This window comes from Enterococcus sp. HMSC072F02, assembly GCF_001837725.1.
GTDB lineage: Bacteria > Bacillota > Bacilli > Lactobacillales > Enterococcaceae > Enterococcus_B > Enterococcus_B lactis.
The window spans coordinates 100,493-112,826 of the sequence record NZ_KV833965.1; the positions used below are offsets into that span (position 1 = coordinate 100,493).

Below are 12,334 nucleotides of genomic sequence, written 5' to 3' on the forward strand. Positions count from 1 at the left end.
TTAATCCTCACCAATAAAGGCATCTTTCACGCGATGCCAAAAATGCATATGTCGATAAGAAGCAAAATGGATCCGTTCTTCTGCTATTCGATAATAAATAGAACGGATATCGGCTTTTGCGACATTCAATTGATCAACCGTTACAAGATAATCTTCTGTATTTTCCAATTTTATTTCCAACCACTCATCATGGGCAATCACGATCGGAGAACCCAAAGTACGAAACACTCGATTATTCAGCGAAGCAATCTCAGCCAATTGAAAGGCATTGATACTAGGATGGATCACTGCACCGCCGACACTTTTATTATAGGCAGTCGAACCAGTGGGTGTAGAAATCGTCAACCCATCTCCTCTGAAACTTTCAAACAATTCATTTTTAATGTATACATCGGCTACCATCGTACGATTGGCCCGTTTAATCGTTGATTCATTTAGTGCTAAAAAATGCTGATCAGGCGTTTCATCCAAATAACTGATCCGAACATCCAACAAGGGATAGCTGACACTTTGTTCCCGATTTGTTCGCAAGCTGTCTACTAGTTCTTCCAACTCGTAATCTCGCCAATCAGTATAAAACCCTAAATGACCTGTATGCACGCCTAAGAAACGCACGTCATTCAGACAATGACTGTAGTGATGAAATGCCGATAATAATGTGCCATCTCCACCAATTGAGATGACCAACTCTGGTTCATGATCATCTCGCTGGATCCCAGCTTGTTCTAATAGTGTGTTCAAGCGCTCAGCCACTTCTATGGTCTTTGCTTCTTTATTGTGAACGATCGCTACTTTCATCCCCTGCCTCCTCTCTTTCGCTTTCTTTCTTCAAAAGCGTTCGATAGTAGACATCATCTGATTTTCCTCTTCCATGGGAGAACAATCGCTGTGCTTCTTGGATTTCTTCACGGATACTAGACATCTCTTCATCCAGCTGATACGCAGCTTCTGCCGCACGCTGAAGTCGTTCACTCATTTCTTCTGGAAAAACGCCTTGATATTTATAATTCAATGAATGCTCGATCGTTGCCCAGAAATTCATCGCAAGGGTCCGTATTTGGATTTCCGCCAAAATTTTCTTCTCACCACTGATCAACTGTACAGGATACTCGATCACCAGATGATACGAACGGTAGCCACTTGCTTTCTTATTAGTGATGTAATCCCGTTCTTGAAGAACTTTCATGTCTTTTCTTTTACGGATAATCTCAACAACTTGATGGATATCTTCTACAAACTGACACATGATCCTTAAGCCGGCAATATCAGACATTTCTTCTTCTAAGCGTCCCATCGGAATATGACGTAACTGTGACTTTGTTACGATGCTGTCAACTGGTTTGACTCTCCCAGTGACAAATTCAATTGGAACATGACGATTTTGTTCACGAAACTGTTTACGGATTCCCCGCAGTTTCACTTTCAATTCTGATACAGTTTGTTCATATGGTGCTAAAAATGCTTCCCAATCTCGTTCCATAGCTGATACCTCTACTTCATTAACATTCATTGTTTATTCTACCATATATGCAAAGTTTTTTCGTACTCTTGATTTATGCATTGACCAAAAAAAGAAAATTAGGCAGAATAGACAAAAAGGAGTCGATCAAATGACGCAAATGCTTGAAATCGAATATAAATCTATGCTGACAAAGCAAGAGTACGAGATATTCATCGCTCACTATCAATTAACAGATAAAGATTTCCGTGTACAGACTAATATTTACTTCGATACCGTTGATGAACAGCTGAAGAAACAAAATTGTGGCCTACGAATCCGTTTCGTTGGTCATCAAGCTGAATATACATTAAAAACACCTGCTGAGGAAGGACGTCTCGAAACGACGGATACCTTTGTAACAGAAGAAGCAGAAGCATTCATCTTTCAAAAACGTTTGCCTCGCTCGGGCGCAGTTTTTCAAAAACTTTCTGATTTGAATATCGATCCTGCTTCATTGATCCAAACAGGAAAGCTTACAACAAAACGGGCTGAGTTCCCTATTGAAGAAGGACTTTTAGCTATCGATGAAAGCTGGGGAGACAATCTTCATGATTTTGAACTAGAACTAGAGGTAGGGGATGCATCTGCAGGAAAAATTGCTTTTATAAATTTTTTAAAACGTTTTTCTTTGCCTTATCGTCCTGCTAAGAACAAGATCCAACGTATGCTTGAGGCTAAAAATTAGAAACCTTTCATTTTCACAAGGCACTTGAGTTCATTTTTTTACTTTTTTCTGTTAAGTTATAGGATGTGAAAGAATCTAGTCACTAGTTGTATAGAATCTATTTTGGGGGAGATTCATATGATCGAAATCTATTTATTTGTTAATCCTTTAGGGGAATATTGTTTCGAAATGGAGCAACAGTTATTACAATTTATTGAAGAAGAGTACGGAACACCATCAAAAGAAAAGATGCAAATTCGCTTTCTTCCTTTGGTCAATTTGCAGACAATTGGGGATGTCATGCAACAAAAAGGAATTTCTCAAAACAATCTTGAGAAACGTAACCACTTATTCTCAACGACTTATTCTGCCGCATTAGACTGCAAAGCGGCTCAATTCCAAGGAAAGAAAAAAGGCCGCCGTTTTTTGATCAAACTGCAAGAAGCAGTCGGCTGCAATAACATACCATATTCTCGTGCACTTGCTGAATCGATATTTGAAGAGATTGGCGGCGATTTGAATATGTTTAAAGAAGATCGGCAATCTGACTTTGTTAAAGAAGTATTCTTTTCCGATCAAAAAATTGCTCGGGAAATGGGCATCACGAAACATCCTTCCGCAGTCGTTTACAATTACGCTTGCGATCGTGATTTTGGTGTTTTAGTAGAAGTAGAAGGCACCAGCAGCCTTTGGAGAATCAAAGAGCTGTGTAAAACAACAGATAACTCGTATCAAGTTTTTAATGGTGAACATTTACATACAAATGATTCTCAGTTCCATTCACGAACTAGCCATTTACACTTGCTTTCTAATTAAAAAAATGCGTCGACTCCCTTACAAGAGAGCCGACGTATTTTTTTCGTTTCTATTCGAAAAAATCAAAAATCTTATAAACGATCAATCAATTCTTCTAATTCGTTTAGTCGTTGTTCAAACATCGACATTGCATCTTCGATATACGCAGCCTGTGTCATATCTACTCCTGCTTTTTTCATCACTTCAACAGGATAATCACTGTTACCAGCTTTTAGATAAGCCAAATAGTTCTCTAGCGCATCTGGTTCCTGACTGAGTATTCTTTTCGCCAACGCTGAAGCAGCAGAAAAACCAGTCGAGTATTGGAAGACATAGTAATTATAGTAAAAATGCGGGATCCGTGACCATTCAAATTTGATTTCTGGATCTTCTTCGACTGCCGGACCATAATATTTTGCATTCAATTTACCATAACTATCACTTAGATATTCACTAGTCAATGGCACACCTTTTTCATCTTCCGTATGCATGAAGTGCTCGAATTCAGCAAATTGTGTCTGGCGGAAAACTGTTCCTTTAAATCCATCCAAGTAATGGTTGAGCACATAAGCCCGGACACGAGGGTCTTTTTCTGTTTCCAATAAATATTCTGTTAGGATATTTTCGTTCGTTGTCGAAGCAATTTCTGCTAAAAAGATAGAGTAGTCACCGTATACATAAGGCTGGTTCGACCGTGTGAAATAACTGTGGACACTATGTCCCATTTCGTGGACAAGCGTAAACAGCTGATCCAATGTATCATGCCAATTCAATAAAATATATGGATTTGTGTCATAGCTTCCCGAAGAATAGGCACCACTTCGTTTTCCTTTATTTTCGACAACATCGATCCAACGTTCAGAGAATGCTTTTTCTACAATAGTCATGTACTCTTCACCCATTGGCTTCAGTGCTTCCAAAGCTTTCTCTTTTGCTTCTTCATACGTAAAGGTGATTGGAGCTTCTCCTAAGACCGGTGTATAAAGATCGTACATGTGCAGTTTTTCCACTTCTAATAAACGTTTCCGTAATTCCATATATCGATGCAGTAAAGGCAAATGCTTGTTTACCACGGCTACCAAAGTGTCGTATACACTTTCAGGAATATGATTATTGCTCAAAGATGCTTCTCTGGCAGAGCTGTAATTACGAACTTTTGCTTTAAAATTATGTCCTTTTATATGCGTACTTAAAGTAGAAGCAAACGTATTTCTAAATTGTTCATAAACACTGTACAACCCTTTAAATGCGGCTTCGCGAACACTTCGATCCGTGCTTTCTAGCAACTGACCGTACACGCCATGAGATAATTGGACTTTTTCACCATTCTCTCCTTCGATCGTTGGGAAAACTAAATCTGCATTATTCAAAACAGCAAATGTATCACTTGAAGCCTCAAAGATTTCACCTGCTCCTGCAAGAAGCGATTCCTGATCGGCAGATAAAACATGGGCACGATTATCTACTATTTGCTGGATATAGTGACGATAGACTTCTAACTTCGGTTCTTCTTTGAAATATTGCCAAATCCGTTCATCTGATAACTGCAATATTTCTGGTTCAAACCAGGAAACAGCTTCACTAACCTTTGAAAACAAACTACTTGCTCTTGCATAAAGCGCTTGATATTCTGTATTCCCAGTATCTTGATCGTTTTTAAGGTGCGCATAGACATAAATGATTTCAGTTTGGCGATAAACACTCAACACAAATTCAATCGCATCAAGAAATTGAGAAGCCCCTTGATCAAGTGTTCCTTTGTATTTTTCAGATTTTTTTAACTTTTCTGATAATTCTAGATATTTCTCATCAAATTCTTGGTCGCTTGAAAAGATCTTGGTCAAGTCCCAAGTTAAATTTTCAGGCAATTCTTCGCGTTTTGGCAACTGCTTTACTTCCATGAAATCCACTCCTTTTTATATCCTTTTGTCTCGGTCTATCAAAATAGATCCTCGTCTAACATCCACATGTTACAGCATCTGATTTTTCTACTAATCTATGTGTCTGCTTCTATCAATTTTAGCACAACTGAAACTTGTTTTACATAGAAAACCGATTCCTGTTCTATTTTTATACTTACTATATTTTCCAAGAGGATAAATGTGTGCATTCATCAAAAAATTGCCGATAGACCCTCTCTTCCTCAATCATAGGGAAAAGCCACTGCATTTTATATTCTTTTACTTGGCAAAACCATGAGCTGAAATCAGGTACTTTCTGTTGTTTTAAGGATTCTTCGTACAACATTCGATAAAGAAAAACCTGTTCTCGTAAATAAAAGAAAAACCGACTGTTTTGATAGATCCACGGTGATAGATACAAAAGGTGCTTGTGACGCAAGTAGCACTGTTCTTGTATGGATACTGTATTTTTTTGTTTGTAAATCAGCTGGCGCGCCAGCCACTTCTTCCCATCCTCGCTTAACCTTTCTGTTTTCTTCATCTGATTTATTTTGATCTCATTATTAGTAAATATTTTTTTAAGATCATTACCAGAAAAAGTCCAGCAGCTACTGAAAAAAGAAATGTGACCTGATACAGTCTCTGTAATATGATGATATAAATAAAGTTTTTGGTTCTTAAGGTCAGCTTTCCAGCAATGTACCCCCCTTTTTCTATTATAATAGCAGCAACTTTTTTCTATCAATGAAAATTGCCGCTGTCCAAGAAAAGAATGACCAAGTATCCACCATACTTGATAACCGTTGTTCAAATAACTTTTGGTTCTTTCAACAAATCTCTGATGAGACAATCTAGAACATTGGATTTCTAATGCTAGATTAGCCAATAAAATATCTGGTCTCTGCCTCAATCTTGGCAAATAGGCTTCCAAAAATGCAGGTTCTGCTGACTGTCCCAGCCAATCCATGAAATATTCCTTTAACTGCAAGTGTTCTTCTGATTCCCCCTCACTAAAAACCGAACAGTTGTCGGTTTTTCGATGGGCAAAATGAGCACATTTTTTCTTTCCCCTTTTCAAAACCACTCTTTTCCGACAACTACGACAATAATACGTTTTCTCTTTTTCTGCATATTTAGCAGAACAGCATTCATGATATTCATTCATCGCAAGCAGCATTTTTCTCCCTCTGAACTTATTTACGTCTAACAATTTATTTACACGAAAAAGAGCCATATCGATATATGATCGATATGGCTCTTACTATAATGATGATTTATACAAAATAAAATTTCGTACGCTCGATAGCATTACGCGCCATCAGACACTTTCCATATTCATTCAATGTTTCTGGTGTACGATCGCTCTTTTCTGCAAACTCCAAAATTCGAGCAATCTGATTCTCTACATCCGCTTGGTTGAGATTCTCCATCCAGAAATGAACGACTAGGTAATAACGCTCTTCGAATAAGTACAAATCAGTCCAAGCAGACTCTAGTTCAACATCTGTTGCCAGCTGGATCACTTGCTCAAAATCTTCAAAAGCAAAAATTGCTTGTCTTTCCTGTTCTTCTAGGACGCTTCCAGATAATTCTTCTTCCGGATCGCTACCAATAATTTGCTGACGGAGAAATTCGCTCACGTCTTCTGAATCCACAGCAGAATCTTCTGATTGAGAAACTTCTTCATCTGGCAGGTTTTTACTGATAAACAGTTCTAATCCGTCTCCTTTTGGCAAAACTTGGAAAGTGACAGCTTCGCTTCCTCGGAACTCCTCTTCGATATCAACTTCTTCCAGAATACTATAAAAGAAATTTTCGATTTCTTTGTGATTGCCAAGTAAATCCAAAAATGAAACGCCCCGTTCTTCTAAATCTTCATGACCTATCAGTACACGGATCGTATTTTCATTGATATGTTCCATTTCCATTTTGCTACACCTCACTTTGCCGCAATGTTCAATATAGATTCATTGTAGCGAAATCAGCTTAAATGTAAAGAAAAAAAATCCCGCTGTTAAGTGAATTTAATAAAACCAGCAGATTTTTCCAATAGTTCAAGCTATCTTATTTAACTATAACATTTTTGGGAGATGAATACTATATAGCCGACTTTTTAGCTAATCAATCACTTCTGTTTTTCATACCATGATCACTCTCACACCCTTTTTTGTGCCCACAATAAAGAAGCTATTTATAAAAACAAAAAAACTTGGAAAAACTATCCTCGTAATAGTTTTTCCAAGTTTCATTTTATCTTCTATAATCCAGCCATCAATTGTGCTTGACGCAATTCTAATTGTCGTACATCGCGCGGCAGGAATCGACGAATCTCGTCTTCATTAAAACCAACTTGTAGACGTTTATCATCAATCATGATTGGACGGCGAAGCAATCCAGGATTGTTTTGCACAAGTTCCAATAGTTCTTGTAACGGCAGATCATCTAAATCCATGTTCAGTTTTTGGAATACTTTGGAACGTGTCGAGATGATTTCTTCTGTTCCGTCTTCTGTCATTTGTAAAATCGCTTTTAATTCAGAACTGTTCAATGGTTCTGAAAAAATATTACGTTCAACAAATGGAATCTGATGTTCTTGCAACCACGCACGAGCCTTTCTGCAGGAAGTACAACTTGGAGAAGTATATAATGTTAACAACGTGCACCACTCCTTTTCGTGATAAGAATCACTTTTTTGTAACAGAAGATCATAATAATCTCCCATCTGTTTCTATTATACATAATCAACTTTTAAATAGCTACCTTTTTTTCATAATTTTTTTAAAAAAATGAAAGTTATCTAAGGTTAATATACAGTAAAACCAGCGTTCTTGCTTTTTTCATCATTTAAAAATTAGAGTTTTCAAATCTAATTCAAATTTTAGAAGACAATGAAACAGCAAACAAAACTGTACTATTATTTTATCTAAAAACACAGATGAAACCGATTTCTTAAGATTTTTTATGTTTTTTATTTCTTTGATAGTAATGTTTCTTGTCATTTTAGATAATATTGTTCTTTATTATAACGCTTATTTTCTCTGTTATATAAGCGCAATATTTTAAAGCAATGATTACTAGATAAAATTTACTATAAACAAATAAACTAAATAACGTTATTTTATGTTTGAATAGTTATACTGAGACTGTATTAAAAAAATAAACCTTTCGAAAATTCCTCAGAGATTGCATTAAAATAAACCAACCGAGTTACACAATAATGATTAATTTGTTCATCAAACCTATTGACGTGTTTCATGATTTTTAGTGAAAAAAACTGAAATATAAAAACCTTATTCTGTCAAGGAAACAGAAATATAGTAAGAAAAACCTTTATTTATCAGCTTTTTTAGATAATTTTTTCTGTTACAATAGTCAAGGATTTGTGAAAAAATCAATGAAAACCGAAAGGCGTGTAAAATTTTGATTAAATCAGTTGTGTTTGATGTTGATGATACAATGTATGATCAGCAGCAGCCATTTCGAAATGCGGTAAAAAGAGTCGTGCCGCTTGTTTCAGATGAAGATATGCATCCACTATATATCCGATTCCGTCATCATAGTGATGAAAACTTTCCAAAAGTAATGGCAGGAGAGTGGACGCTAGAATATATGCGAGCACATCGAATCAGCCAATCACTAAAAGATTTAGACTACCCTCACATCACAGAAGAAGAAGGTCTCCTATTTCAAAAAATTTACGAGGAAGAACTTGATAATATCTGTTTGCATGAGGAGGTCAAAAAAACACTTGACTTCTTGAAGGAAAAAAATGTCCCATTAGGAATTATCACAAATGGACCGACTGACCATCAGACAAAAAAATTAAAACAACTTCAATTGAACAATTGGATTCCTTCCCACAACATGCTGGTTTCTCAAGCAACAGGTTTCCAAAAGCCAGAAAAAGAGATTTTTCAGCTTGCTGAGAAAGAATTTCATATGCTTCCAGGAGAGACTCTATATGTTGGCGACAATTATGACAATGATGTTTTAGGTGCAAAAAGTGCCGACTGGCAAGCACTTTGGTTCAACCATCGAGAACGCAAAATCGACCAGACCCCTATTTGCGATATCGAAATTTCTTCTTTTGATCAGCTGTTAGAAACAATGAAGACAATCTTTGCTTAACGCCTATAAATAAAAACAAAAAATAATAGCAAGGAAATCGGGATAAAACAGAAACCCAACTTCCTTGCTATTTCTTAAATCAACTAAACACCTGCTTTTTTCGAAAGATCTTCTTATCCATTACTGAACGATTGTTTCGAATCTCTTACTTCTCAATCTCTCCTACACTTAAGATCATGCGGATATCTTCTTCAGTCAGTTTTGTCAGCTGTTCTTCATTTCCTTGGATCACTTTTTGGAACAGTTCGCGTTTTTCTTGTTGGAGCGAATCCATTCGTTCTTCAATCGTTCCTTCAGAAATCATACGCCACACTTCTACCACATTTTTCTGTCCGATTCGATGCGCACGACCAGCAGCTTGTTCTTCAATTGCAGGGTTCCACCAAAGGTCATACAAGATGACCGTATCTGCTCCTGTCAAATTCAGTCCCGTTCCCCCAGCCTTTAAAGAAATCAGGAAAACATCTTTTTCGCCTGCATTAAATGCATCTACCATACTTAATCGATCTTGCGGTTTTGTACTGCCTCTTAAATAAAATGTTGAGATTCCCAGCTCGGCTAACTCTTCTTGTAAGATAGTAAGCATACCTGTAAATTGAGAAAACAGCAGAACTCTGCGTTTGTTCTCTTTGGCAGCGACTAATAGATCTTTTACTTGTTCGAGTTTGCCAGAACCGCCTTGGTAATCTTCAATAAACAGACGAGGATCGCAACAAATTTGACGCAACCTTGTCAGACCTGCTAGTATCCCGATCCGGTTTTTCTTGAATGCTTCAGAATCCATTGACGAGATTTCTTCACGCATTTGACGCAAGTAAGCTAAATAAACGGTCTTTTGTTCTTCTGTCAGTGCAGAATATAGATTCATTTCTGTTTTTTCTGGTAAGTCTTTCAACACAGTTTGTTTATCTCGCCGTAAAATGAACGGTCGGATCATTTGCGCAATTTCTTCTGCGGCAAGTTCTCTGAATTTTGTTTTGGTTGGGAAAAATCCTGGCATGATTGTTGCAAACAATGACCACAATTCTTCTAAATTATTCTCGATTGGTGTCCCACTTAATGCAAATCGCTGAGGCACAGCTAATTCTCTCAATGCTTGAGCAGTTTTCGTACTACTATTTTTGACCATTTGCGCCTCATCAAGGATCAAATAATCAATTTTTTGTGACTGGTAATCAGCTAAATCCTGTCTCAAACTGGCATAAGAGGTCACTCGAATATCTGTGTCTTTAGCCAGCAATTCTTCCCGTTCTTTTTTATTCCCATTGATTACTTGGATATTCAAAGAAGGAGCGAATTTTTTTACCTCTGCCTGCCAGTTGTAGATTAAGCTGGCCGGCGCTACGATCAAAGCAGAAAAGCTTTCCCGTTCTTCTTTTTCCGAAAGTAAAAAGGCAATCGTCTGCAGTGTTTTCCCAAGTCCCATTTCATCGGCTAAGATACCGCCAAACTGATAATGGCCTAACATCTTCAACCATCGGAACCCTTGCTTCTGATACTCTCTCATCTTTGCATTCAATCCTTTGGGAAGTTGCGCCTGATACCCTTCTGGATGAATGAGATCTTGGACCATCGTTTGAAACGATTCGCTAAAAGTAGCATTGCTTTTTTCCAATTGATTTTGAATGATCAGTCCTTGATTCTTAGGTACATGGATCGTCCCTTCTTCTGAACGTATTGACTCCCGTAATTGTTGCAATACTTGGCTTGTTTGTTGGAATTCCTCTGAATCAAAAGAAAGAACCTGTCCATTTTCCAATGTATAAAAAGCATCATTTCGCAACAAGCTTTGCAGTACATGATCAATCTCTTGCTCTTCTATCCCCGATACGTCGAACCGAATATCAAGCCATGAACCAGTCTCGGTTACTTCGATTTGCGGTTGATGTTTATGCGCATCTAAATACAACTCCCGCAACTTTCTGCCAAGTCTGACTTCACCAAACTGACGGAAGACAGATAGTTCTGTACGGAAAAAGGCATATAGTTCCTCCCCGCTTGGCAATGGACGCTCATAGCCAGTTTCATTTTTCTGGTAGCGATACATCCTGAATAAATCAAGGACTCGTTTTTCTTCAGCTCTGTCACGCAGCACCTGAAAGTCCTGATTGGCCGAGACCTCATGTTTTGGATCGGTCGAATAGATGACTTCGCCATAGACGAAATCGACTCGAGCTTGGATTTTTCCTTTGGCTTTTCGAAAAAAGAAAATAAATTCGACTGGAATATCTGCTACTTCCTTTTCTACTTCAGAGGCAACCACTACGTCTCCGATCTCCGAAAGAAGAGGAATGATTTCTTTAAACAAGGCCGGTAGTTCTTTTTTCTTGAATACTATTTCTGGTTTCTCCAATCGGCGAATCAATTGTTTCCAAGTTTGATAAACTGTTTGTTGATGCTTCGTTAGAGAATAGAATACTCCCTGGATAAGCCCCCACTGATAATGCATAAAGAAAAAATCAAAATCATTCAATGCTTGCAATAAATAGTCTTCTCCCTGTTTTTCCACTTTGAATGATAAAGGCTTGTTTTGATCGGAAAATTGGATTCCTTGATCGTTTTGTTCATTTATCTGCAGATGCAAACGTGTCGTCTGATTCATCTGTTCTAGCAGGAAGCGGGCTTGTTCTACTGGGAGAAGCAGGTATCTTTTGTCTAGTTTCCCTTTGACTTGCAAGCCATTCGTGCCTAATAATTGATGCGTTTGGGCACTTCCTGCAAGATGAGCGAGTATTTTTTGATCTTCTTTTTGAAAAGCCCGTTTATCTAGACGAAACTGATACTGCTTATTGACTGTGTAGGTTTCTTTTTCTGTGTAAGCCTGTAAAAAATCATAGATGTTTTTTACGATATATGTTTTTTTCGGCGATGCCAAAGAACCGATACGTAAGTAAAGCGCCAAAATAGAAAGCTCTGGATGATACTGATTTGTCTCAATCGTTTCTACTTGGTATTCAATAATCAAGGGTTGCACCGCTTGAGGATTTTTTTGTATTTTTAGACGAGAAAAACCTTTTGCAATGATTTCTCCTTCACTTGTTGTTTTTACCGGTTCTAACATCGGCTGGTCTTTTTTCATGATACGAGATAGATTTTTCGACCGTAAGTAAAGTTCCACAGCAACTGTATGCTTACAATATTTATGTTCCTCCCAATATGGACATTGGCAGTAATCTATCTCTTTTGCTGTCCCATCCAAATCAACCATATACAATTCACTGCCCAAGACTTCTGCATGCCACACGTTTTCTTCTTGGTCAGGGACAACCGATAACACTCGGCCTTCTTGCAAGTATTGACGCCCACGTGCAATGACTTTTTCCGGAATACTCCATTTCATAGTTA

General features: G+C 37.6%; 10 protein-coding genes. 3 read left to right on the forward strand and 7 right to left on the reverse strand.

Going from position 1 to position 12,334, the window contains the following annotated elements; all coding sequences use genetic code 11:
* On the reverse strand, positions 1-798 hold the full coding sequence (locus HMPREF2731_RS09755; RefSeq protein ID WP_002315658.1) for an NAD kinase: 798 nt from the start codon (positions 796-798) through the stop codon (positions 1-3).
* Positions 773-1,480 carry a GTP diphosphokinase gene (locus tag HMPREF2731_RS09760; RefSeq protein ID WP_002309982.1) on the reverse strand — a complete coding sequence of 236 codons (708 nt, stop codon included), beginning with the start codon at positions 1,478-1,480 and terminating at the stop codon, positions 773-775. Before HMPREF2731_RS09760 ends, HMPREF2731_RS09755 begins: the two co-directional genes overlap by 26 nt.
* 130 nt (positions 1,481-1,610) lie before the next feature.
* Here HMPREF2731_RS09760 and HMPREF2731_RS09765 point away from each other — a divergent pair, with 130 nt between their 5' ends.
* Both HMPREF2731_RS09765 and HMPREF2731_RS09770 read left to right on the forward strand, forming a co-directional pair.
* Positions 1,611-2,186, forward strand: coding sequence for a CYTH domain-containing protein (locus HMPREF2731_RS09765; RefSeq protein ID WP_002315657.1), 576 nt, complete (start codon positions 1,611-1,613; stop codon positions 2,184-2,186).
* A gap of 117 nt (positions 2,187-2,303) precedes the next feature.
* Positions 2,304-2,981: a ClpXP adapter SpxH family protein gene (locus HMPREF2731_RS09770; RefSeq protein ID WP_002328914.1), complete on the forward strand. Its 678-nt coding sequence runs from the start codon at positions 2,304-2,306 to the stop codon at positions 2,979-2,981.
* A gap of 71 nt (positions 2,982-3,052) precedes the next feature.
* On the opposite strand, the gene pepF is transcribed toward HMPREF2731_RS09770, so the two are convergent.
* From pepF to spxA, 4 genes are all read right to left on the reverse strand, one after another.
* Complete coding sequence (pepF, locus tag HMPREF2731_RS09775; protein ID WP_002315655.1) at positions 3,053-4,861, reverse strand: oligoendopeptidase F; 1,809 nt, start codon at positions 4,859-4,861, stop codon at positions 3,053-3,055.
* Between the two features lie 178 nt (positions 4,862-5,039).
* Positions 5,040-6,038 carry a competence protein CoiA gene (locus HMPREF2731_RS09780; RefSeq protein WP_002328913.1) on the reverse strand — a complete coding sequence of 333 codons (999 nt, stop codon included), beginning with the start codon at positions 6,036-6,038 and terminating at the stop codon, positions 5,040-5,042.
* Positions 6,039-6,135: 97 nt separating this feature from the next.
* Positions 6,136-6,789 carry an adaptor protein MecA gene (locus HMPREF2731_RS09785; RefSeq protein WP_002328912.1) on the reverse strand — a complete coding sequence of 218 codons (654 nt, stop codon included), beginning with the start codon at positions 6,787-6,789 and terminating at the stop codon, positions 6,136-6,138.
* Between the two features lie 329 nt (positions 6,790-7,118).
* Positions 7,119-7,517: a transcriptional regulator SpxA gene (gene spxA, locus HMPREF2731_RS09790; protein ID WP_002296384.1), complete on the reverse strand. Its 399-nt coding sequence runs from the start codon at positions 7,515-7,517 to the stop codon at positions 7,119-7,121.
* Between the two features lie 764 nt (positions 7,518-8,281).
* Here spxA and HMPREF2731_RS09795 point away from each other — a divergent pair.
* On the forward strand, positions 8,282-8,989 hold the full coding sequence (locus HMPREF2731_RS09795) for an HAD family hydrolase (RefSeq protein ID WP_002309968.1): 708 nt from the start codon (positions 8,282-8,284) through the stop codon (positions 8,987-8,989).
* A 145-nt stretch (positions 8,990-9,134) separates the two neighbouring features.
* Here the strand turns inward: HMPREF2731_RS09795 and HMPREF2731_RS09800 are convergent, their stop codons facing one another.
* On the reverse strand, positions 9,135-12,329 hold the full coding sequence (locus HMPREF2731_RS09800; RefSeq protein ID WP_070872883.1) for a DEAD/DEAH box helicase: 3,195 nt from the start codon (positions 12,327-12,329) through the stop codon (positions 9,135-9,137).
* Between the last annotated feature and the right edge of the window lie 5 nt (positions 12,330-12,334).

Excerpts from the sequence above, each read along its gene's own strand:
- HMPREF2731_RS09755 (WP_002315658.1), bottom strand. The coding sequence starts at position 798 with ATGAAAGTAGCGATCGTTCACAATAAAGAAGCAAAGACCATAGAAGTG.
- HMPREF2731_RS09760 (WP_002309982.1), bottom strand. The coding sequence starts at position 1,480 with ATGGAACGAGATTGGGAAGCATTTTTAGCACCATATGAACAAACTGTA.
- HMPREF2731_RS09765 (WP_002315657.1), top strand. The coding sequence starts at position 1,611 with ATGACGCAAATGCTTGAAATCGAATATAAATCTATGCTGACAAAGCAA.
- HMPREF2731_RS09770 (WP_002328914.1), top strand. The coding sequence starts at position 2,304 with ATGATCGAAATCTATTTATTTGTTAATCCTTTAGGGGAATATTGTTTC.
- pepF (WP_002315655.1), bottom strand. The coding sequence starts at position 4,861 with ATGGAAGTAAAGCAGTTGCCAAAACGCGAAGAATTGCCTGAAAATTTA.
- HMPREF2731_RS09780 (WP_002328913.1), bottom strand. The coding sequence starts at position 6,038 with ATGCTGCTTGCGATGAATGAATATCATGAATGCTGTTCTGCTAAATAT.
- HMPREF2731_RS09785 (WP_002328912.1), bottom strand. The coding sequence starts at position 6,789 with ATGGAAATGGAACATATCAATGAAAATACGATCCGTGTACTGATAGGT.
- HMPREF2731_RS09800 (WP_070872883.1), bottom strand. The coding sequence starts at position 12,329 with ATGAAATGGAGTATTCCGGAAAAAGTCATTGCACGTGGGCGTCAATAC.